At 58.9% G+C, this 23135-nt stretch carries 16 protein-coding genes and 1 tRNA gene; 8 read left to right on the top strand and 9 right to left on the bottom strand.

What is annotated here, in order from left to right; genetic code table 11:
- The 4 genes from HMPREF2999_RS01545 (at window position 1) to HMPREF2999_RS01530 (ending at window position 5109) form a co-directional block, all read left to right on the top strand.
- A complete protein-coding gene (locus HMPREF2999_RS01545) occupies window positions 1–1020 on the top strand; it encodes a metallophosphoesterase (RefSeq protein WP_070674732.1) in 1020 nt (339 codons plus the stop codon).
- On the top strand, window positions 1013–3046 hold the full coding sequence (locus HMPREF2999_RS01540; protein WP_070674729.1) for an ABC transporter ATP-binding protein: 2034 nt from the start codon (window positions 1013–1015) through the stop codon (window positions 3044–3046). Before HMPREF2999_RS01545 ends, HMPREF2999_RS01540 begins: the two co-directional genes overlap by 8 nt.
- On the top strand, window positions 3046–4926 hold the full coding sequence (locus HMPREF2999_RS01535) for an ABC transporter ATP-binding protein (protein ID WP_070674726.1): 1881 nt from the start codon (window positions 3046–3048) through the stop codon (window positions 4924–4926). The genes HMPREF2999_RS01540 and HMPREF2999_RS01535 overlap by 1 nt, the downstream gene beginning before the upstream one ends.
- Window positions 4927–5035: 109 nt before the next feature.
- Window positions 5036–5109: transfer RNA gene (locus HMPREF2999_RS01530), tRNA-Pro, on the top strand.
- 175 nt (window positions 5110–5284) lie between these two features.
- Here HMPREF2999_RS01530 and HMPREF2999_RS01525 read toward each other — a convergent pair.
- The gene (locus tag HMPREF2999_RS01525) at window positions 5285–6418 is read right to left on the bottom strand and encodes a hypothetical protein (protein WP_070674723.1); all 1134 of its coding nucleotides are present in this window, start codon (window positions 6416–6418) and stop codon (window positions 5285–5287) included.
- A 346-nt stretch (window positions 6419–6764) separates the two neighbouring features.
- Between HMPREF2999_RS01525 and HMPREF2999_RS01520 the strand changes: the two genes are divergently transcribed.
- Window positions 6765–8264, top strand: coding sequence for a cation:proton antiporter (locus HMPREF2999_RS01520; protein WP_070674720.1), 1500 nt, complete (start codon window positions 6765–6767; stop codon window positions 8262–8264).
- 610 nt (window positions 8265–8874) lie between these two features.
- The gene (locus HMPREF2999_RS01515) at window positions 8875–10434 is read left to right on the top strand and encodes a molybdopterin-dependent oxidoreductase (RefSeq protein ID WP_005504634.1); all 1560 of its coding nucleotides are present in this window, start codon (window positions 8875–8877) and stop codon (window positions 10432–10434) included.
- Between the two features lie 215 nt (window positions 10435–10649).
- Here the strand turns inward: HMPREF2999_RS01515 and HMPREF2999_RS01510 are convergent, their stop codons facing one another.
- The 3 genes from HMPREF2999_RS01510 to HMPREF2999_RS01500 are packed head-to-tail and all read right to left on the bottom strand — an operon-like array spanning window position 10650 to window position 13733.
- The gene (locus HMPREF2999_RS01510; protein WP_070674716.1) at window positions 10650–11294 is read right to left on the bottom strand and encodes a LutC/YkgG family protein; all 645 of its coding nucleotides are present in this window, start codon (window positions 11292–11294) and stop codon (window positions 10650–10652) included.
- Window positions 11294–12922, bottom strand: a complete 1629-nt coding sequence (locus tag HMPREF2999_RS01505) for a lactate utilization protein B (protein WP_070674713.1) — start codon at window positions 12920–12922, stop codon at window positions 11294–11296. The genes HMPREF2999_RS01510 and HMPREF2999_RS01505 overlap by 1 nt, the downstream gene beginning before the upstream one ends.
- A 16-nt stretch (window positions 12923–12938) precedes the next feature.
- Window positions 12939–13733, bottom strand: a complete 795-nt coding sequence (locus HMPREF2999_RS01500; RefSeq protein WP_070674710.1) for a (Fe-S)-binding protein — start codon at window positions 13731–13733, stop codon at window positions 12939–12941.
- An 843-nt stretch (window positions 13734–14576) separates the two neighbouring features.
- Between HMPREF2999_RS01500 and HMPREF2999_RS01495 the strand changes: the two genes are divergently transcribed.
- Window positions 14577–16250: an L-lactate permease gene (locus HMPREF2999_RS01495; RefSeq protein WP_070674707.1), complete on the top strand. Its 1674-nt coding sequence runs from the start codon at window positions 14577–14579 to the stop codon at window positions 16248–16250.
- Between the two features lie 222 nt (window positions 16251–16472).
- The gene (locus tag HMPREF2999_RS01490; protein WP_070674704.1) at window positions 16473–17336 is read left to right on the top strand and encodes a FadR/GntR family transcriptional regulator; all 864 of its coding nucleotides are present in this window, start codon (window positions 16473–16475) and stop codon (window positions 17334–17336) included.
- A 109-nt stretch (window positions 17337–17445) separates the two neighbouring features.
- Here HMPREF2999_RS01490 and HMPREF2999_RS01485 read toward each other — a convergent pair whose 3' ends face one another.
- The 5 genes from HMPREF2999_RS01485 to HMPREF2999_RS01465 all read right to left on the bottom strand — a co-directional run bounded on the left by HMPREF2999_RS01485 (window position 17446) and on the right by HMPREF2999_RS01465 (window position 22894).
- A complete protein-coding gene (locus HMPREF2999_RS01485) occupies window positions 17446–18603 on the bottom strand; it encodes an ABC transporter permease (protein ID WP_070674700.1) in 1158 nt (385 codons plus the stop codon).
- A complete protein-coding gene (locus HMPREF2999_RS01480) occupies window positions 18604–19380 on the bottom strand; it encodes an ABC transporter ATP-binding protein (RefSeq protein ID WP_070674697.1) in 777 nt (258 codons plus the stop codon).
- A gap of 1 nt (window position 19381) precedes the next feature.
- Entirely contained in the window at window positions 19382–20596 is a 1215-nt protein-coding gene (locus HMPREF2999_RS01475; protein WP_070674694.1) for a peptidoglycan-binding domain-containing protein, read from the bottom strand.
- 210 nt (window positions 20597–20806) lie between these two features.
- Window positions 20807–21709, bottom strand: coding sequence for an adenylate cyclase (locus HMPREF2999_RS01470; protein WP_070674691.1), 903 nt, complete (start codon window positions 21707–21709; stop codon window positions 20807–20809).
- 258 nt (window positions 21710–21967) lie between these two features.
- Window positions 21968–22894 carry a phosphoribosylaminoimidazolesuccinocarboxamide synthase gene (locus tag HMPREF2999_RS01465; RefSeq protein WP_005508230.1) on the bottom strand — a complete coding sequence of 309 codons (927 nt, stop codon included), beginning with the start codon at window positions 22892–22894 and terminating at the stop codon, window positions 21968–21970.
- Between the last annotated feature and the right edge of the window lie 241 nt (window positions 22895–23135).

Genomic DNA, 23135 nt, shown 5'->3' with positions numbered 1-23135 from the left:
ATGTGTGAAAACGCAGTCAACGCCCGCGTCCCCGTGGCGGTCCCCGGCGCACGCGGCTCCTCCCCGCTCCTGAAGAAGGTAGCGGGGGCGGTAGCCGCCACTGCAGCTTTGGGGGCCGCCACGGCGGCGTATGGGCACTTTATTGAGCTGAACAATTTTCAGCTCCGCACCGAGTCCCTGCCGGTGTTGCCCGCCGGGAGCCCCGACTTTAGGATTCTGCATATTTCGGATATGCACATGATTCCGGGCCAGCAGAAGAAGATTGATTTCATGCACTCGCTGGCTGCCCTGGAGCCGGATTTGGTGATGAACACGGGCGATAACCTCTCCCACGTGGACGGTATGGGTCCGCTGCTGGAGGCGCTCGACCCGCTCATGGACTTCCCCGGCGTGTTTGTGCCCGGCTCAAATTGCTATTTCGCGCCGGTTTTCAAGAACCCGGCACGTTACCTGTGGCAGCCTCGCACCCCGCAGATGATTGAGGAAGGCTCGCGTGTAGCTCTGCCCATTGAGCGGATGCACGACGCCTTCGAGTCGCGCGGCTGGACGGGCCTGATCAACCGCTACGACACGCTGAACCTCAAGGGTCTGCGCCTGGAATTCTCCGGTGTGGATGACCCGCACCTGCGTTACGATGAGCACCCCGGCTTCGCCCCCGGCGCCTTCGATGAGGGGCAGGAGCCGAGCGTCCGTATCGGCGTGGCGCACGCCCCCTATATGCGTACCCTGTACCGCTTCGTGCAGGACGGTGCGCAGGCTATTTTTGCCGGTCATACGCACGGCGGTCAGGTCTGTCTGCCCGGCGGTCATGCCCTGGTCAGCAATTGCGATTTGCCGCCTTCGCGTGCGAAGGGTGTCAGTGAGCAGTCCGGTATTCCGGTTCAGGTTTCTGCCGGTTTGGGCACCTCTCGTTTTGCGCCGGTCCGTCTGTTCTGCCCGCCGGAGGCAATCCTGGTGACCCTCACGGCTCGCGATAAGGGTGAAGCCGACGCTTCGAAAGGTGCCGCCGCTAATGTCTGAGGCTTCTACAGCACACACGGCTAAGCGCCGCCGCAATCCTTTCCTGGAGACGGCGAGCGAACCGACCCCCGACCCGATCGACTACGCGCACGGTCAGCGTGCCCCGCGCACCCTCGCCGCGTATGCGCGTCCGATTCGTGTGCGCTGGGGCGTGGGCCTGCTCGTGGCGTTCGGTGCCGGTGCCCTTGAGATTTCCATCCCGCAGATGTTGCAGATTATTGTGGATCATCTCTCGCAGAGCACCACTGAGAGCGCCATCTGGATTGCCGGCGGCCTGGTGCTTCTGCTGGGTATTGCGCACGCCTCCTTCATGTATTGGAGGCGCTGGCTGATTGTGGACCCGACCTCCACGATTGAGCTGTCCATGCGCATGAACTTCTTTGACCGTCTGCTCAGCGCCCCGCTTTCTCTGCTGGATCGTTGGTCCTCCGGTCAGTTGCTGACCCGTTCTATGAGCGATTTGGGGACGATTCGCCGTTGGTTGTCCTTCGGTATTGTTCAGATGCTGACTGTTGCGGTGATGTTCCTGGTCGGTGGCTTCTTCATGCTGCGTTCTTCGCCGTCGCTGGCGCTGGTGTTCGTGGTGACCGTGCCTATTCTGGTGCTGTCGCTGGTGAACTTCACCCGCAAGTACTACCGCGCTTCACATGAGATTCAGCAGATGACGGGCGACCTCTCCACCCGCATTGAGGAGTCGGTGCGCGGCATCCGCGTGATTAAGGCGCTGGGTCGCTCCCCCGAGCAGATTCAGGAATATTCCGAGTCGGTGGACGCCCTGCAGGTGCGCGAGTACGGCAGGTCGATGCTGGTGGCTCGTGTTGCCCTGTACCAGGGCCTGATTGTGGGTGTCTCCACGGCGGTGGCGCTGGCTGTAGGCGCTTCGCAGGTTGCGGCGGGCACCTTGAGCCTGGGCGCGATGACCGCCTACTTTGCGGTGCAGACGACCGTGCTCAGCCACGTGACGCGCTCGACCGCGCTGATGTCTGCCTATTTGAGCTATAAGGTGGCATTGGAACGCCACAACGAGGTCATGGACGAGCCTGGCTTTGAGGCGGTGCCGCTGGTTCGTGGCTCCGCGGCTGTGTCTGCGCCCGAGCATCCGCAGGGTGCTTCTGATTCGTCAACAGTAGCTGGAGTGTCTGCCGAGGGCGGCTCCGGGAAGGAAACTATGCAGTACCCCAGCGGTGGCGCAGTATCTGTCACTTTCGATCACGTTCAGTTCAGCTACGACGCTGCCGAAGCATCTGTTTCAGCTGAGGATACCGGTGCAAACTCTGAGGTGAAGGCACCCGAGGTTTCCGTGCTGAAGGACGTAAACTTCAAGGTCTTCCCGGGTGAGATTCTGGCGCTGGTGGGTGCAACCGGTAGCGGCAAGTCGACCGTGCTGTCGCTGGTTCCGCGTTTCTACGAGCCGACCTCCGGCTCCCTGCGTTTTGGCACCCGAGACACCGCCGACATGTCTATTGAGGAGGTGCGCGCCCAGACCGCGTTCGTCTTTGAGGAGGCGGTGCTCTTCTCCGGCACGGTCCGCGAGAACGTACTGATGGGCGTTGCCGAGCAGTACGAGCACGGCACCGAGGATGAAGACTACCCCGCCGCAGAAGAGCTGGAGGCGACCCTCCAGACCGCGCTGCAGCTGGCTGCGTGCGATTTCGTGGCGGAGCTTCCGCAGGGTCTGGATACCGTCATTGGTGAGGAGGGTCTGAGCCTTTCGGGTGGTCAGCGTCAGCGTCTGTCGTTGGCGCGCGCTTTGGCGAAGCGCCCCTCCGTGCTACTGCTGGATGACCCGTTCTCGGCGCTGGATGTGAACACCGAGGAGCGTATTATTACCGGCCTGCGTGAGGGTCTGGAGGGCCTGGGTGGCGCTACTACCCTGTTGACGGCGCACCGCCCCTCCACGGTAGCTCTGGCTGACCGCGTGCTGCTGATGGTTGATGGTACCGTGGTCGCTGAGGGCACTCACGCTGAGCTGATGGACTCTTCGGAGCAGTACCGTCAGCTGATGACGATGGAGGAGGAGGCCTAATGGCCCATCATCGTCCGGCGGAGCCGCGGGAGCAGATGAGCCCGCAGGAGCGCGCGGAGACCCGTGAACGCTCGATGGCGCTGCTACGCCAGATGTTGCGCCCGCACCGTGGGGCGTTGGCTCTGTCGATTATTTCGGTGCTTTTGGTCTCGGGTTCCTCGGCGATTGCGCCGATTCTGATTGCCCGCGTTTTGGATAGTTCCATTGAACCGCTCAAGCAGGGTGACGTTTCTCCCCTGCTGACCCTGCTGGCGTTCTTTGTGGCGGCTACCGCGGTGACCGCGATTTTCTCGTGGGTCAACGTGGCGTACACGGTGCGTGTGTCGCTGGGTGTGGTGGTGTACCTGCGTAAGCGGGTATTCCGTCACGCGCAGTCGCTGAGCGTGTCGTTCCATGAGCGGTACACCTCGGGCAAGGTCATTTCGCGTTTGACCAGCGATATTGATACGGTCCGCAGCTTCTTGGACAGCGGCATCAGCCAGTTGGCAATTACCTTGCTGTCCATGGTGATTTCTGCGGTCGCTATTTTCCTTCTGGATTGGCGTATTGGTCTGTTCATGCTGGTCATGGGCGTGCCGATTTACTTCTTGACGCGCTGGTTCCAGAAGGCTGCGGTGCCGGTTTTCCGTACGATGCGTACCGAGTCTGCGCATTTGACGAGCCGTTTTGTGGAGACTTTTACGGGTATCCGCGCGGTGAAGGCGTTTGGTGCGGAGGCGCAGATGCGTTATGAGTACGCTCAGGCGTCGGAGCGTTACCGCCTTGCGGTGATGGATTCCATTAAGATTTTCGGCGTCTACTCGCCCGTGCTGATGCTTTTGGGCAATGTGTTTATTGCCGGTGCGTTGGTGCTGGGTGGTTATGCGGTGCTGGGCGGCACCATGCAGATCGGTACCCTGCTGGCGCTGGTGATTTACGCGAACCGTGTGTTTGAGCCGGTTATGCAGCTCTCTGAGTTCTACAACATGTTCCAGTCGGCGATGTCCGCGCTGGAGAAGCTGTCGTCGTTCTTGGCTGAGGAGCCGGAGGTTGCTGAGCCGGAGCATCCGCATGAGCGCGCTGTAGAGTCTGCCGCCGAGTCTGCATCTAAGTCTAGTGCTGCTGAGGGCGCGTCCGGCACGGTTCAGGGCGCTCTGGTGGAGCTGGATTCGGCGGTCTTTGGGTACACGTCGGATCGTCACGCGTTGAAGGAGACGAGCCTGCGCATTGAGCCGGGTACGACCGTGGCGCTGGTGGGTGCTACGGGTGCCGGTAAGTCGACAATCGCTAAGCTGGTGGCTCGTTTCTACGATGTTTCAGCCGGTCAGGTGCGTATTGACGGCGTGGATGTCCGCCAGTTGGCGGATGCGCAGCTGCGCCGTGAGGTGCTCATGCTGACCCAGGAGGTGTTCCTGTTCTCCGCGTCGATTCTGGAGAATATCCGCATGGGTAACCCGCAGGCGTCCGATGAGCAGGTGAAGGCTGCCGCAAAGGCGGTGGGTGCTGACGCGTTCATTGAGCGTCTGCGTGACGGCTACGAGTCACAGCTGGGCCGTGGCGGTATTACCCTGTCGGCGGGTCAGCGTCAGCTGGTGTCGTTTGCTCGTGTGTTCTTGGCGAATCCGCGGGTGCTAATTCTGGATGAGGCGACGGCTTCGCTGGATATTCCGAGTGAGCGTGCGGTGCAGGCGGCGCTACGAACCGTGTTGGCGGGGCGTACGGCGCTGGTGATTGCGCATCGTCTCTCGACGGTTCTGGGCGCTGATCGTGTGCTGGTGATTCATGAGGGCTCCGTGGTGGAGGATGGCTCCCCGCAGCAGCTGATTGCCTCCGGTGGTCGTTTTGCGGCGATGTACGCCTCCTGGGATGAGCTGAATCAGGTTCAGGAGGCTGAAGCGTAGGACCTTTATGTGCCTCTCCCCGACCGGTGGTGTGCCGCTGTGTTGCGTTCTGAATTTTTTTGGGTTATCCTAGGTGAGTTGCCTACGGTATTCGCTGATAGGTCAACATCGGGATGTGGCGCAGCTTGGTAGCGCGCGTCGTTCGGGACGACGAGGTCGCAGGTTCAAATCCTGTCATCCCGACAGCTAGCCCCGGTCCACTGGACCGGGGCTTTGTCGTATCCACAGTATTTCTGTGGCAGATTCCTAGGCAGACTCTGGCGCAGATTCTGCTGCAGATGTTGAGTATATAAAAGCGACCCCCTACCCGTGCAGGAACGCAGGGAGGGGGTCGCTTTCGTATTGAGCTCAGATTGCGTCAGCCGCGCCCGGAGATGAGGGCGAGAATCGCCTCCAGGGGGCCGCGTCCGGCAATGGAGCGTGCCATGCGTAACCAGAGGGTGCAGAAGCCCAGGGCGATTGCGGCGCCGAGCAGCAGGAAGGCGCTCCAGTACACGGCGGTGCCCCAGCCTCCGGTGGCGATGTAGTGCTCACCCGCGGTAAGAGCCTTGACGGTGGGGCCGGCGTAAATAATGATTCCGCTCAGCACGATGGAGGCGCTCAGCGACATCTGGCCCAGGCGTGCGATGGGGGTGAGCATTCCCGCCTGTGCGGAGAGCAGGCGCGCGCATTCAGCCCAGAAGTAGAGGGTTGCCGCCAGGTTCAGGGTCAGTAGCACCTGCGGGCTGTTGAGGAAGCCCAGCTCGGTGTAGGGGTTGAAGGTGCGGTAGACGGCGAGCGCCAGCACGGCGAGCACTACGGGGATTGCGAGCTTTGCCTGCAGGTTGTCGTAGAGGCGAACGAGCACGATGCCCAGGCACATGACCCAGATGAGCTGGGCGCTTTGGGCGTGGTTGACGCCGTGGTTTGCCAGGAACGGCAGCTGGGTAGCGGTCCACTGGTCGGCCCGAGCGGCTACGTCCATGAGGAGGGTGTAGGTCCAGGTGATGAAGGGGCTGGTGATCACCGCCAGTACGGCGACCGCCCACAGGGGCAGGTGCACGATGAATAGGGTTAGCAGGGTGAGCAGCGCCAGGTGCACGAGCATGTCGAAGGGCAGCGTGTAGCTGAAGCCCTGCGCCGGTACGGTCACGCCGGCTTGCGGCAGGTAGGTGGCACCCTGCATGAGTGCCACGCCCAGCAGAAGTAGCGCGAGGAATCGCACGATGGTTCCGGCGAAGAGCTGCGGGAAGTTCGCGGTGCGAGCGTAACGCCAAGCGGCTGCACCCAGGATTGCGGCGAAGAGCGGCTCTGCCGGTACGAGGGTCTGCGGGATCCAGAACGTCCAGGACACCGGGATCAGTTGCAGCCAGTATCCGAAGGGGATGAGCAGGCTGAGCACGGCGAAGGCGCGGGCGAGGTCGAGCCCGAGGTCGCGTCGGGTGCCTCCGAGGGAGGCGGCGCGTGCCCCGCTGCTGACGGTGGGGATAGGTTGAGTGCGCCCTGCTGCCATGTCCTCACTCCTTGTAGTGCCGTGTTTGAGAGTCTGTGCGCCCTGCCAGGGTATCTGCCGCATCCGGTGGTGTGTGCCGGATGCTCTGGCATAGGTGTTAAGTGTAACGGTGGAAGCTGTGTCTGGTCCGGCGGTGGCGCGGAGGTTTTGCTCTCATGCCGCCTCTCTGTCGGCTGCTGGCTGGAGCTTCTTGCCCTATTGGTGAGTGCTGTTCAAGTGTTGTTGCACGAGGTTAGGTGTGTACCATTGGTACGTTCTTAAAGGTGGGGCAATCCCGCGGGAGCATGATTTCGCTCCTTTTACTGTCCTAAACGCGCCCCACCTGCACACACCACGTTGAGGTTTTATGTTTTCGACTTTTTCCCCGCTTTTCTTGACGGATTTGGGGGCTTCTGGTGCTCTTCTTGCTTCGGGTACGACTCTGTCGGATGGGTCGAGCCACGATAGCGGCCAGTTTGTGTCCATTTTCTGGATTACGTTGGTTGCGTTGCTGTCGCCGATTCTTTCGCGGCTGACGGGTAAGAAGATTCCTGATGTGGTTTTCCTGCTCCTTTTTGGTCTGCTGATTGGCCCCAATATGCTCAACCTTGCCAGCAGTGAGGGCGGTATCCCGCTGCTGAAGGAGCTGGGCTTGGGCATGCTCTTTTTGATTGCGGGCTTTGAGATTAACGTGTCGTCGTTGCGTAGCCGTCAGGGTTATAGCGCTATTGTCACGTGGGTGGCGTGCTTTGCTTTGGGTATGGCGGGTGCGGCGGTGATTACGTCGTTCTCGCATGAGCTGAATACGTATATTGCGGTGGGCGTGGCGTTGAGTTCCACGGCGTTGGGCACGCTGTTGCCGATGTTGAAGTCTCACGGTGCTGCCGGTACGCCGGTGGGTAATGCAGTGCTGGTGCACGGTGCAGTGGGTGAGCTTCTGCCGATTTTCGCTATTTCGCTGCTGTTGTCTTCGCGTTCGCCGGGCATGGCGATTGTGGTGTTGCTGGCGTTTATGGTGGTTGCGGTGATTACGGCGCTGATTCCGCATCGCCTGTTTGCGCATGTGCCGGGTCTGCGTCAGATTATGGCTGCGGAGGCGAATACGACCGGTCAGACGGTTCTGCGTCTTGCGATGTTCCTGCTGGCGACCCTGATTATGTGCACTGCCCTTTTTGATTTGGATGCGGTGCTCGGTTCCTTTGCGGCGGGCTTGATTCTGCGTACTCTGACCCCTCCGGCGGCTTTGCATATGATGACTCGCCGCCTTGAGGTGGTTGGTTTTACGTTCATGATTCCGCTGTTCTTTGTGGTCAGCGGTATGGGCATTGATGTTTCTGCTGTGGTGGCTAAGCCTTTGGGTCTGCTTGCCGTGGTGGTGGGTATTCTTCTGTGCCGCGGCGTTCCGGTTCTTTTGGCGGAGCATTTCTTCGATACCCGTTCGGGGTTGACTACTCGCGCGCAGAAGGCGCAGTTGGCGTTGTATTCTGCTGCGGGTCTGCCGATTATTGTGGCGGTGACAGAGGTTGCGACCAGTTCGGATCTTTTGGAGGAGTCCACGGCGTCACTTCTGGTTGCCGGTGGCGCGCTGACGGTTCTGCTGTTCCCGCTGTGGGCGTTGGGTATTCGTCAGGCGTTTGGCTCTGGTCAGCCGGTTCAGCAGGAGCCGAGCCGTAAGGAGCAGATGAACGCGTTGAAGGCTCAGCGTAATGCTCAGACGAAGTTGACCACGGGCATGATTCCGGTGGTTCGTTTGAAGTCCCAGTCTGACGCTGAGACCCCGTCTGACGCTGAGGCCCCGGCTGATGCTCAGCCCGGTTCTGCGAAGACTACGAGCTCTGCTAAGACTGCGGGTTCTGCAGAGAAGTAGCCTCGGCTACACTGTGGTTGCGCTTCGGTCTTTCAAGATTGGGTTGATGAACCGGTTTGAGCGGGGGACCCGCTTACAGTCACCCCAACCTTATGTGGGATTGAATTTATAAAACCACACAATACCAGGCAGTTAAAGCCCTGCAAACCAACATGCATCCCACATATAGAATCAAAACCCACCGCATCCCCTCTTGAGGCTGCGGTGGGTTTTTTGCACCCGAAAGACCCTATAAACCGCGGAAAGATGAGAATCTTCCTTAAATTCGGATTTTTTATGCAAATATTACAGAACATGACGTGTCTTAGCTTTCACGACTGACACTTTGTCCTATAAAATTGAAAGCGGACAGGGAATTTCCCTAAAACACACATAAACCAACATACATACACAGAGTCGCTTCCGCCCCAGCGGGAGCTGGCGCACCTCCCATCTCACACACGGGAGGCGCCCCTTTCGGGAGTATCCGCGACGATACCCCCGGCGGCTCCCAACCATGGAGGAGGATCATATGGTTCAGAAAGGTAACTATTTCTAACTTCGCATCTCAAGGCCTCGCACTGAATCCTAACGATTGTCTGCACACACAGTCATTTCCGAAGGAAATATCATGCACCAACTACTCCTCACCGCGAGCACTGGTGGCGTAGAGCTGGACTTCCCGGCCTGGCTCCGAATTACGCACTTCATCAACTTCATTATGATGGGCTTCCTGATTCGTTCAGGTTGGGAAGTTCTCGCCTCTCACCCCCGCCTGTACTGGAACAACCACTGCACCCCGGGTTCTGAGTGGATTAAGTTCACCAAGGACAAGGTCCCTACCACCCCCGGCGCATTTACTGCGCGCGATGACCAGCGCACCCTGTCTCCCCTGATTTCTCTGCCCGGTAAGGCTCAGATTGGTCTGGGTCGCGCATGGCACGCGCTGGTGACCGTCATCTGGATTGTTAACGGTCTGGTATATGTCTCCCTGCTGTTCCTGACCGGTCAGTGGCGCCGCATCGTCCCGACCAGCTGGGACATCATCCCGCAGGCGTGGGAATCCATCCAGATTTACGCTGGCTTCCAGATTCCCTCGATTGAGCATTTCCAGCCGTACGACGCTCTGCAGCAGATCATGTACTTCACCGTGGTGTTCATCGTGGCACCGCTGATGATTGCAACCGGCCCGATTATGAGCCCGGCATTCTGCGGCCGCTTCCCCGGCTACGTGCGCCTCTTCCGTAACCGCCAGACCGCGCGTTCCATCCACTTCCTGGGTATGGCGTTCTACTGCGTCTTCACCGTCATTCACGTGGCGCTGGTGTTCGTGGTTCACCCCCAGTACAACATCGCCCACATGATGCTGAACAAGCCCTACAACGAGGTGGACGCAGCACAGTTCGCTCAGGCAGTCACCATGCTCATTGGCGGCATTGTCTTCGCTGTGGCTCTGTGGATTTTCGCTTCGTACTGGTCCCTGCGCGACCTGCGATTCACCCAGACCTTCATTTGGGGTCTGACCCAGCCGATTCGTAACGTCCTGCTGGACCGTATCACCTCCCGTCAGGTGCAGAAGAAGACCTTCACCGATGCCGACATCTCGCCCTTCCACTGGGTTAACACTCGCCCGCCGACAGAGCGTGAGAGCACCGAGTGGAACCGCCTGAAGGAGCACGAGTTCGTTGACTACCGCCTCGAGCTGGGCGGCCTGGTGAAGGAATCCAAGTCCCTGAGCATTGACGAGCTCAAGCAGCTGGGCAAGGAAGTCAACATCACCATGCACACCTGCATGCAGGGTTGGACCGGCATCGCCAAGTGGGAGGGCGTGCGCCTGCGCGACGTTCTCGCACTGGTCGAGAAGACCGACGAGGCACGCTACGTTATGGTGACCTCCTTCGGCCACGTGGGCCACACCTACGACGGCCGCCCGACCGAACCCTACTACGAGTGCCTGGACATCTCCATGGCAATGGAAGATGAGACTATCCTGGCGTGGGGCATGAACGACAAGCCCCTGCCGGATGTGTACGGTGGCCCGCTCCGTCTGCGTGCGGACTCCATGCACGGCTACAAGATGGTCAAGTGGGTTCAGAAGATCGAGTGGATCAAGGACTACCACGATGTTGGCGATGGCCAGGGCGGTAGCCGTGAGGACTCCGGTCTGCAGCACTTCGACGCACGCGCCTAAGCACCCTCACGGGGCGCTACAACGCTAACCGTCGATACACCACCCTATAAAGCACAGAACGGTGGCGGGAAACATGGGCCCGCCACCGTTCGCTTGTCTTCTCCGCCGCTCTTACTGCTCTGAAAGATGCAGAAGCCGAGAGGGCATAAAGAAACCGCCCGGGAGCCTTAGCTCTCGGGCGGTTTCTTTAGAGGTTTACCTTCTGGCGCTTTACCTTAGGCGTCGTAGATGATGACGTCCAGGGTACGGGGGCCGTGCACGCCCTCCACGCGGATCAGCTCGATATCACTGGTTGCCGACGGACCGGAAATCATGGTCACGGGGCGGGTGTAGGTGATACGCTCGATCGACTCGGGAACCAGCTCCACCACGGTGGAACGGGGCACCACGCAGATGTGGTGGTCGGGCACCAGGGTGATGGCGCGGCGACCCTCATCGGGGTTGGTGTTCAAGAAGATCGTGCCGGTCTCTGCGCAGGAGACGGTCGAACCGGTCACCACAGCGTCAACTGCGTCCAGTTCCTTCAGGGACAGGCATCCGGGCTTGAGGGTGCTACCGGAGTCGGTAACGCGCTTGCGGTCAGCGGTGTCAGCCGGCAACCACTCCATGTTCAGGCCCTCGGGAACCACGTAGGTGGACTTTTCACCCAGGCGTTCTGCGATGATCTCGGAGATGTTCTCCTTGTTCGCGTGGAACACGTTTGCCTTGTAGTCAATGAGGCGGTCGACGAGCATCTCAATGGTCTGCTCTTCGGTCAGCTCGCTGACGCGGCGGTAGTTACGTACGGGCTCGGGGGCGACGGGTGCGTCAGCCAGGGACGAGCGGATACGTGCGAGGATATCTTCCTTAGCAGAGGACATTAGTTGTTCTCCTTAGCTTCACGGGCTTCCTGAGCAGCCTTAGCGTTTGCAGCCGCTTCAGCTGCCTTACCCTTGTTAGCCTCGATGAGGGCCTGAATGTCAACGCGCTGAGCGTTATCGCGTGCCGGAGCCTGACCCTTCTCCTTCTTCCACCAGTTGCGGAAGGATTCCTTGGGAGGCTCGGGGATGTCGCGGTAAGCGGTCCAGCCGCCGACGATACCGGGAACAGCGGTGATCCTGTGCTTGCGGCCGCTGATGAGGCGGGACATGGGCAGACCACGCTCTGCAATCGACATCATCTTGCCGGAGGTGAAGAGCTTCTTCGCACCGAGCATCATGCCGTCCATCTGCGAGAAGGGAGCCTTCTTGTTACCCTCGAACTCGCGGATAGCGTGCTTGGACTCGACGTCCTTAGCGCGCAGGTGCACGAGGACCTCGGGGAAGTTAATCTTCACGGGGCAGACCTCGTAGCATGCGCCGCAGAGGGAGGATGCGTACGGCAGGGAGTTGTTCTCTGCTGCCTCGATACCGGAGAGCTGCGGGGACAGAATCGCGCCGATGGGGCCCGGGTAGGTGGAGCCGTAGGCGTGACCACCTGCGCGCTCGTACACGGGGCACACGTTCATGCAAGCGGAGCAGCGGATGCAACGCAGTGCCTGGCGACCCAGCTCGTCGGACAGAACGGCGGTACGGCCGTTGTCGATGAGGATGACGTGCATATTCTGCGGGCCGTCACCGGGGGTCACACCGGTCCACATGGAGGTGTAGGGGTTCATACGCTCACCGGTGGAGGAACGGGGCAGCAGCTGCAGGAATGCCTCGTAGTCCTGGAAGGTGGGCAGAATCTTCTCAATACCCATGAAGGTAATGAGGGTGTCGGGCAGGGTCAGGCACATACGGCCGTTACCTTCGGACTCCACGATGGTCAGGGTACCGGTCTCAGCAATACCGAAGTTGGTGCCGGAGACTGCCACGGTGGTGTTCAGGAACTTGTTGCGCAGACGGTTACGCGATGCCTCTGCCAGTTCTGCCGGCTCATCGGTGATGTCCGGGTTGATACCCTCAATTTCGCGCAGGAAGATGTCGCGGATTTCGCGGCGGTTGCGGTGAATTGCGGGCACCAGAATGTGGGAGGGGCGGTCGTGGCCGAGCTGGACGATTTCTTCCGCGAGGTCGGTCTCGATAGCGTTGATACCGTTTTCCTCGAGGAATTCGTTCAGGCCGGTCTCTGCGGTTGCCATGGACTTAATCTTGATGATTTCGTCCACGCCCTGCTCACGAATCAGTTCCAGAGCGATCTGGTTTGCCTCGGTGGCGTTGCGTGCCCAGTGCACGTGGCCGCCTGCGGCGGTGAAGTTACGCTCGAACTGCTCGAGCAGCTCGGGGAGGTTTGCCAGAACGTAGTTCTTGACGGACTCACCGGTGTCACGCAGGTCCTGCCAGTCGGGCACCTCAGCGGTGACCTTGGCGCGCTTGTTACGGATCGCGTGGGTCACGAAGCGCAGGTTGGCGCGTAGCTGCTCGTTCTTGAGCTCTTCCTTCGCGTACTTGGGGAAGGGGGTTTCTTCGAAAATGTTGCCCTCGCCGTAGTGAACGACCTTGGGCATACCAAGCTGAATAGCGGTCATGAGGTCTTATCTTTCCTTAGCCGATCGAGAGCTCAACACGCTCGGAGTTGATCTTGAGCGGGTTTTCCTTGGTGGATGCGAGGATCTCAGCGAAGTGGATGGTCTGAACGTCCGAGCCGCGACGCATCAGCGCACCGCCGATGTTCATCAGGCAGGAGCAGTCGCCACCGCTGCAGACGGAGGCACCGGTTGCTTCAACGTTGTCTGCCTTGTCGTTGACCATTGCGCCGGAGACGTCAGCGTTCTTGAAGGAGAAGGTACCACCGAAGCCGCAGCACTGGTCCATGCCCTCGAGCTGGGTGTACTTGATGCCTTCGACGGTACGGACCAGGTCCTGCTGGCGGGTGCCCAGGCCGAGCATACGCATACCGTGGCAGGAGCTGTGGTAGGTGACGTGCTCGGGGAAGTAGGAGCCGAGCTGCTCAGCTGCGTTGGTGATGCCGAGGATGTCGATCAGCAGCTGGGAGAGCTCGAAGGTGCGGGAAGCAATCTGCTCTGCCTTCAGAGCCAGCGCTTCGTCGCCGCGGCTACGTGCGACCATTGCCTGCTGGTGACGCAGGGAAGCAACGCAGGAGCCGGAGGGTGCAACAGCTACGTCCCAGTCCCAGGAGTCGAAAGCTTCAACGTGGTTCTTGATGACTTCGTAACCGTCATCGAAGTAGCCGGAGTTGACGTGCATCTGAGAGCAGCAGGTCTGGTTCGGGGGGAAGACAACCTCGTGGCCCAGGCGCTCAAGAATTTCGACGGTGGCGCGTGCTACGCGGGGGTACATGCCGTCAACGATGCACGTGGAGAAGAGTGCAATGCGCATGACTTGTCCGTCCTTTCCTCTGTGTTCAGAGTTTCTCGGTCTCACCGCCTGCGTCTGGGGCAGGCGGGGCACAGTCCGAACAAGTTCGGTCTTCCAAAGAAGCGACTCAGATGTATTGAGTCGGGGAAGCTGGGCCGGATGGTTCCGGCTAATGTGCGCGCCCCAAGTGGAGGTGGGATGCGGTGGGATCAGAAACCGTGGTGATGTCTTTTATCTTTCTAGCCATTTAACACCGTTGGGCGGCTTTTCTCTAGTTGGAATAGCACATACTTTCCTTGTTAAATAACCGGTTAGGTCAACCTGACCTTAAGGTATATTTCCCTACCTTCCGGTACATGTGACCTCATCTAGTTTTCAGCCTCACCCCACCCCCTATACCTCTTTATTTATTGAACGTTTATCAAACGCACATCTTCGGCGGCTAAACCCCCTAGAAATCCGCCTTTCTGAAGCATTAATGATTGTTTTGTGGGGCGACCCCTCTTTAACGCAACATTCTTTTCAAGAATGTGCCCACAGTTGAAGGTTCCTTAACGAATAAACCAGCCACTCATACACCCAATTCTTTACGCCTTCAGAAATATTCGAGTTTCAGAACCTGGCATTAACTGTCAGAGCCGCAATATTTCGGTAAATTCACAGGGCCCAACCCCACCAAGCACCCCTTAGCTGCGAAAATGAGTCAGATCACTTTTGGTGAATCACCACACTATCCGGTACTCTTCTAAACATGCGATCAATGGTCTGACCACATCCCCGCATGGGAAACAACGACTCGTTCCCCGGCGGGATTATCTATGGTCTGACCACACACAAGACACACCCTGAACCAAAGGAGTTCCAGTGGAAACTTATACCGCTGTAACCAATGCAGTGGGAGGTAGCCTCGGCCTCAGCGCACTCGTGGCAACCATTCCCCTCCTCACCTTCTTTGTGATGCTACTGGGCGTTAAGGCACGCGCTCACTGGTCCGCACTCGTGGCACTGGCAGCATCCATCCTCGTAGCAATCCTGGGCTTCCACATGCCCGCTGACCTCGCCGGTCTGGGCGCCGTCCGCGGTGGCATCTACGGCCTGGTCATCTGCTGGGTTATCCTCGGTGCAATCTGGTTCTACCAGCTCACCGTCCTCTCCGGCCGCTTTGAAGATCTGCGCCGCGTCTTCGACCGCCTCGGCGGCGGCGACCTGCGCATCCAGGCTATCCTCATCGCATTCTGCTTCGGCGGTCTGCTCGAGGCACTGGCTGGCTTCGGCGCTCCCGTTGCAATTACCGCAACCATGATTCTCGCCCTGGGCGTTAAGCCCCTCAAGGCTGCTATTACCGTTCTGCTCGCTAACACCGCCCCCGTGGCATTCGGCGCGGTTGCTGTCCCGATTACCACCGCAGCTGACGTTGGCGGCAAGGACGCACACGTTATCGCAACCATCGTTGGTCACCAGGCTCCGTTCCTGGCAATGCTCGTTCCGCTCATCCTGCTCGTCATCCTTGACGGTATGAAGGGTCTGAAGGACGCTTGGCTGCCCGCACTGGTCATCGGTGTCTCCTTCGCAATTGCACAGTGGGTCACCGCTGCTACCCCCGCATTCAACCTGACCGACGTTGTTGCTTGCATCGTCTCCATGGGTGTTGCTGTTGTCTTCCTGCAGTTCTGGAAGCCGCGCGGCGTCGCAGGCGTTCGTGAACGCTACGGTCTGCCCGCACAGGCTGAGGAAAAGGAAGCTCTGCCCGCCGTTCGCGTCTGGATGGCACTGCTGCCCTACGTCATCGTCGTTGCAATCTTCGGTGTTGCTAACCTGCACGCTGGCCTGAAGGCATGGCTGAAGAGCTTCGTCATCAAGATTGATATCCAGGCTCTGAGCTCCCGCCTCGTCACCGCTGACGGCAAGCCCGTCAAGGACGCTGTCTACAGCTTCGCGTGGATGTCCAACCCCGGCACCCTGCTGATCATCTCCGGTCTGGTTGTTGCTGTCGTCTACTTCTTCTTCAACGAGAAGGGCCGCTACGCCTTCAAGTTCCCGGCAATCTTCACCGAGTTCGGTTCCGTTGTCTACCGCATGCGTTGGTCCATCCTGACCATTGCTTCGGTTCTGGCACTGGCATACGTCATGAACTTCTCCGGTCAGACCATTGCCATGGGTACCTTCCTGGCAGGCCTGGGCACCGTCTACGCGTTCCTCGCACCGGCTCTGGGCTGGATTGGTACCGCTGTGACCGGTTCGGACACCAGCGCGAACGCACTGTTCTCCAAGCTGCAGGTGTCTGCTGCTGAGAACCTGCAGCACGCAGGTATCCACGGCGCAACCCCCGAGCTCATGCTGGCTGCTAACACCACCGGTGGTGTGGTCGGTAAGATGATCTCCCCGCAGTCGCTGGCTATTGCTGCTACCTCCGTGGACATGGAAGGCAAGGAATCCGACATCCTCAAGGCTGTCCTCCCCTGGTCCTTCGCTATGCTCGTGGTCGTCTGCGTCCTGGTCTTCCTGCAGACCAACGTTCTGTCCTTCCTGGTTCCCTAATCTGAGGCTCACCCCTTAGAGAGTTCTTGAGGTGAAAGCCTCAAGGACCATAGGACATTCGCCCCGGTATTTTCCGGTGGCCACGGCGGGGCGGCGAACCTTCTCGGTTCTGCCGCCCCGCTTTTTATGCCCCTTATGACTCGATAGGTTGCCCCAATAGTTTGGGGGAACATGCTGAGTCGAGACTTCTTTTCGTTATCCGCCTCGTTATCAGGAGAGAGTATGCCTCGTTCTTTTGACGACACCCAGCCTGCAGAGGCGCCCCCTGTGGTTGAGCGCCAGCCGATTCTGGCGGACCGTAGCTACAGCATCATTCTGGAGACCTTTGAGCGGCGCCTGCGCCTGGGTGAGTTGCGTGTGGGCGATAAGCTCCCCTCCGAGCGTGAGCTGGCGGCACGGCACGGCATTTCCCGCCCCTCGGTCCGTGAGGGGTTGAGGGTTCTGAACGCGCTGGGTCTGATTCGTTCCAGCACCGGTTCGGGGCCGAAGTCGGGCGCGATTATCATTTCGGAGCCGTCGGATGCGCTCAGCTGGGCGCTACGCATGCACATTGCGACCCGTAGCCTGCCGGTGAAGGACGTTGTCTCAACCCGCCTGCTGCTGGAGGGTCCTGCGGCGCGTGCGGCGGCTGCCGCGCCGGACACCCCGGAGCGTGCGGCAGCGCTGGAGCGTGCGCGTGTGCATCTGGCGGAGATGGATGAGCAGATCAGCGATGAGCGCTTCCATTTCTGCGATACGCGTTTTCACTATGAGCTGTCGAAGCTCGGCGGCAATATTGTGCTTGATACGGTGATTGACTCTCTGCACATGGCGACGATGAGTTATGTGCAGGAGGCGGTTCCTTTCCTAAAGGATTGGGAGGCGGTCAAGCGCACGTTGCAGCAGCAGCATTACGGCATTATTGAGGCGATTGCCTCTCACGATGAGCAGACAGCCTATGAGCGGGTGTGCGAGCACATTACGTGGTTTTATTCGCTGTCTGACCGTGCTGCGGAGGAGCGGGCGCAGCAGCATCCGGCGCGGGATATTCTGCACGAGGATTTGTGCCATGAGAACGTACACGATGAAGACGTTCACGCCGGCTAGGCTTCGCCCCTCAACCTCATAAACCCACATAGCTAAAGGGCGGTGCCCCGGAAGAATGACCTTCCGGGGCACCGCCCTTATGCGCCGAACAATTATTTCAGCGGGGCAGTTATTGTAGCAGCTCAAGCGGCTGAACCTTCGTTGCCGCGTAGGCGGGCAATGCGCCCGCTACGATACCCACAACCAAGCCGAGGAAAGGAATCCCGAGGATAAGGGGTGGTAGAGATAGCGCCCATCCGTTGAGAAGGCACACAACCCAGGAACCGAGAACACCGAGGATGAAGCCTCCAAGAGCGCCCAGGGCCCCGAGGAGAGCCGCCTCTGCCAGGAAGCTCACCGCCACATCTCGCCGTCCCAACCCTAGCGCACGGTTAATGCCGATTTCCCTGCGGCGTTCCCAGACCGAAATCTGCATGGTCATCACAATGCCGAAGCTTGTCGAGACGATAAGAACCACCAGAATAATGGTCGTAAGAGCTCGGCTATCCTTCGTCAAGGAAGCACGAAGAGTCACCGGTGAAGGCGGAATCTCAATGTTTGTATCAACGGGGGCGCGCTGCGGATCGAGTACCTGCTTGAGCTGTTCCGCGACCGTATCTGCACTTCCTGGATTCACGATAACGTCCATACCGCGTTGCAGGGTGTGGGCTTGCGGCAAGAAAGTGGAGGTGGTCGGCAGGATAAGAGCGCTACTGAGAGCAGCGTTTTTGCCGCCGTCACGGATAATGCCGAGCACGTAAGCTCGCATTCCGTTGACCTCAATCATGTTCCGCCCGGGCTCAGTACTGACCCCTAGCTCTTTCGCGAGGGCAACACCCAGATAGACGGTAGGCTCACCGGGGCGTTCGCGGGCAGGCTCCGAAAAGTGCCCTTCGACAATGTGCGCGCCTCGTGCTTTCAAACCTGCTTCTGAAACAATTGCGAGGGGTGTCTGTTGGCCCTCATACCCCGGCCTGTTGACCTGCGGACGCGTTGTCTGCGTATCGATGGTGACTGTACCGGCAGCTTTGACCTCTGGAACTTGGTTAACGCGCCAGAGCAGTTCATCCTCCGGTATATCCCAGGTCTGCGGCTGGAGGCGCACACCGAGCCGGGTGGAATCGTAACTGGCCAGCTGCGAGCTCGTATTGAGCGCTGACGACTCGCTGACGCCCACCAGCATAATGATGGTGGTTGTTCCCGCGAGCATCGCCAATACCGTGAGCAGGTTGCGGCGCCAACGGCGAACAACTGCAAGGAGAGCGTAGTGAAGGTTGTTCCTTAGCATCTATCCTCCCCTGACAACGGGTTCTTTGAGCGATTGATGAGCCGGTTCTTCGGGACGAGTGAGTTCGGGGCTAACGAGCATCCCATCGACCATGTGTAACTGCCGGTCGCAGCGAGCCGCGATATCGGGTTCATGGGTGATGATGACCAGGCTTTGCTTCTCCGCACGGCCGGCGAGGAGCAGATCCAACACCTTGTGAGAGTTTTCAGTGTCGAGGTTTCCTGTAGGCTCATCGCACAGTAGGATGCGCGGGGCGCAGGCTAACGCGCGTGCGACCGCGACTCGTTGCTGTTCACCACCGGACATATTGCGTGGAAGAACCTCCAGACGGTGCCCCAAACCCACCTGTTCGAGTGCCTGCAACGCACGCTGATGTGCCTGACGGCCCGGTACGCCGCGCATCCGGAGGGTATGGGCAATGTTCTCGGTGGCGTTCAGGTGAGCAATGAGGTGGTACGCCTGAAAGACAAAAGCGATGTGCTCACGGCGTGCTACAGTTCGCTCGGCGTCGCTGGCGGTGCCCATGTTTTGTCCCAATATTTTCAGCTCACCTTCGGAGGGCTGATCGAGTAGCCCGATGATAGAGAGAAGCGTAGATTTTCCGCTTCCGGAGGCGCCGGTAATGGCCACTGATTCGCCTTCATGAATGCTGAGGGTTGCGTTTTTTAGCGCCCAGGTGGAGGGCGGGAAGAAACGCGCAATATTGTGGCACTCGATATTAGGTTTTGTGGCGGTAGCGCTCGCGGGGAGGGCACGTTCTGTCTCGTGATGAGGCATTTTAGCGCTCCTTCAGCTTCACGACGGTACCTGCCTTGAGTTCTGCAGCGGGGTTGACGAGCTCGCAGATTCCGGCGGAGCACACGCCAAGGGTGACGGGGACGTTCTGACCGTTATCCAGGGTGATGGAGTGCGTTCCGTTTTCTTCGGTTTTGACGGCTGCTTCGAGCACCGCGAGGGCGTTTTCAGCGCCTCGGTTGAGAGTGACGGTTGCTTGAAAACGTGTTGATGCCGTCGTGTTTTCCGGCAAGTCGATTGTGATGGGGTAGCGTTTCCGCGCAGTAGCTCCCGGTGCGGAGGTATCGCTGTTAGGTCGCGCGCTGTTCTGCGCACCGTTGGAGGCACCTGCGTTAGCGCCGCCGTCAGCGTTAGTTGAGCCTTCGGGTGTGAGGGCCGCGCCCAGAGTGCCTTCGAGCGGACCTCCGTTATCGGTAAGAATCTGGACTTTCTGTCCTTCAGCGAGTTCATTGCTGAGAGCGCTACCGTCCGCGGAGAGTACCAGACGGTACCCACCCGCGGATAGGGTGCACAGCGCCGGAGTTGAGGTTTGGCCTTTGGTGCCGCAGCTGTTGTCTACGGTGTATTCATTGCCGTCAGCGAAGAGGTATTCAGAGAGCGGCAGGGCGGTGTTGTAGCGTCCTTCTTCGGTTCGGTCAGTATCCCCGGGAGGGTAGTAGCCACGGTCCAGGTAGAAACGGTAGACAGCGTTGGCGGTTGCTTCACCGTAGTTTCCTTCCTCATCCCAGATACTGTAGCCGAGTGATTCCAGAGCTTCTTGGAGCTGTTTAACATCATCGCCGCGAGCGCCTACGGCAAGGTCGCGGTAGGCGGGAATACTACCCTTGAACGCAATGATGGGACGCTCGTTGATAGTAGTGATAATTGAGCCGTTACTCAGCTGGGTACCCGCCTTGGCGCCGTCCCTGGTCACCACTCCTTGAGGGGTTCCTACGGTGTAGCTTCGAGCGGGTGACACGCTGACTTCTCCCGAGTAGGTGCGGGTAACAGTCTGCGTGCTGATTCGGGTTGTTAGTTGCGCGGCGCGGGACGGCTGCGCATTGGATTCAACATTGGTGCGTAGCCCCGTGTTGAGCGCGTAGATGGAGAACCCGCCGGTGATGACGAGCAGAATGACGAGCACCGGAGCCAGGTAGGCGCGTATGGTTGCCGTCGTAGCGGCGCGGCGGGGGTTTTCTGAACTCTGCTGCGTGTTCATGGGTTCACCTTTCTGCGGTGAAATATGGGGCGGGACTAGAGGTAATTGCTGAGGGAAACAACGTGGCGGGGACTGAATAAAGGGCTGTATCCTCTGCCCTCATCCGCTGGTGAAAGCGGTTGAGAGCAGAGGATCGGTAGAAAAATCTCGCTAGAAAATGTCCAACGAGGAATCAGCGTTTACTATTTGCCGTCGGCTAGTTGCCCTTGGCTAGTTGCCGTTGAGTAGAGCTGCGGCACGCTCCTGGGCCTGACGTTCGATATCGCGTACTTCAAGGATGAGCGGCTCATGCTCATTGAGCCAGGTCGCAGCCTTTTCGTAGTAGATATTCTGTGCCTTAGTCAGGATTCCAGTGGACTTTTGGCAGTTGTAGTCGGCGTGAGCTAGGGACTGCTCTTCCGCATTGGCGGCTACATTGGCTGCCTTGTACTTACCCCAGGTTTTCTCTGCGTAGCTGGGAGCATCTCCGAAGTGCTGGATATCGGCGTATCCGCTTTCTTTCATGCATGCACCGTAGGTGGTGTCATTACGGTAGTATTTCCCCATTTCTTCTACCGCGTTGTTTTTGGATCCGCCCGTGTTGAGTTCGTTAACGAAGTTGGTGTATTTGAGGTAGTTTTCTGCTGAGCCGAAGACAGCTTCTGCCGCACGTCCGAGGCATGAATCTGTTGCCATGCCGAACTGAGCGCCGTTACTCATCGTGATGGTGACAGTTTTGCTGTCTGGGGCTTGAGGGTCGCCTAGGAACGCCTTCCGATATGCCGGGTTTTCCATCGCGGGTGCATTGCTGGAGCTAGCGTTGCCCTGCCGGGTGGACCAGTATCCCTGGGTGGCCGCTTCTTCGTTGGCGAAGTGGGCGCCACTCATCGCAAGTTCATGAACGGAGGAGCCGTCAATAATGTTCTGGCTACCGGAGTAGGTGAAGGACTTCTCGCTCATACACTTTTTGACCTCGTTGACGAGGGCCACGTTAATATCCGGGGAGGGATTCTCGTAGCTTGCCAGGACATTGCGAATGTCTTGCTTAACTTCAACGGTGGTGGAGCAACTCGATACGCCCAGGCAGCAGGCAATACCGATAAGGACGAGGGGTGTGAAGGGCTTCTTTGCCATGGACTTCACCTTTCTCAAGCATCATTGATGGGCGAGAACCGGCAGTGATACGAGCGTATCATGAGCCGATTACTAAGTATGATAGAGGACAACCCCCCCCCGTACAATAGACACACAAGATGTATTTATGACGTATAGCACCTATAAGAATGCAGGTAAAAGAGCTTATGGATTAAAGGGCGGTGCCCCGGAAGAATGACCTTCCGGGGCACCGCCCTTTAGCTATCGCAAAGACTTATTTCAGCCGAAATATTGAGTTTAGAACTTCGTGCCGGTCAGACGCTCATACGCCTCAACGTAACGGGCACGAGTCTTCTCCACAACCTCCTCAGGCAGGTGCGGCACGTTATCCGAACCGTCCCAACCCGCCTCCGGGGAACGCAGCCAGTCACGCACATACTGCTTATCAAAGCTCGGCTGCGCACGACCCGGCTCGTACTGCTGAGCGTCCCAGAAACGCGAAGAATCCGGGGTCAGAACCTCATCACCCAGAGTGATCTCGCCGCGGTACGAATCAGTACCGAACTCCATTTTGGTATCCGCCAGAATAATGCCCTGCTCACGAGCAATCTTCTCCGCAGTGGTGTACAGGCTCAGGCTCAGCTCCTCCAGGCGCTCACCCACCGGCTGACCAACCTCAGCGTACAGCTCCTCACGGGTCACCAGCTCATCATGCTCACCCACCTCAGCCTTACCGGTCGGAGTGAAAATCGGGGTCTCCAGGCGGGAACCATCCACCAGACCCGCAGGCAACTTCACGCCAGCAATCTCACCAGTCTCGTTGTACACAGCCAAACCCGAACCGGTCAGGTAACCGCGCACAATGCATTCCACCGGGAACATGTTCAGGGAGCGGCAAATCATCGCGCGACCAGCCACAACATCCGGAACGTCAGTGGACAGCACGTGGTTCGGAACCTGCTTAAGCTGCTCAAACCACCACAGGGACATCTGAGTCAGAATCTTGCCCTTATCCGGGATCTCGGTGGGCAGAATACGGTCAAACGCGCTAATACGGTCCGAGGCAACAACCATAACCGAACCGGCACGCAGCTCAGCGTCATCATTGACGGTCAAGCCGGTAGCGTCAAAACGTTCCTCATTCGGAACGTACAGGTCGCGGACCTTACCGGAATAAATGTGAGTCCAGCCCGGGATTTCCACGGGGTTAGAACGAGAAGTCATGAGAATTTCTCCTGATGAGGTGGTGTGATGTGGATGCAAAAAGTCTGTGTAATTACAATACCGCGACAGGCATGGCTACCGATAGTGCCATCAGTCATCAATACGGCACAATCTTGAGAGCCCAACCTACCCCGGTCGCCGCCGCCAGCACCCCGAGCCGAGGAAATGAACCTGGGAAAAGCTGAGGCGGCGAGGAATAAAGAAGCGAGTGGCAAAGAAGCGACCGGCTCCCCCACCCTCA

Source organism: Rothia sp. HMSC066H02 (assembly GCF_001814995.1).
Taxonomy (GTDB): Bacteria; Actinomycetota; Actinomycetes; order Actinomycetales; family Micrococcaceae; genus Rothia; species Rothia mucilaginosa.
The sequence above is the reverse complement of the archived record's forward strand: the minus strand, read 5'-3'. Positions and strand labels throughout refer to the sequence as shown.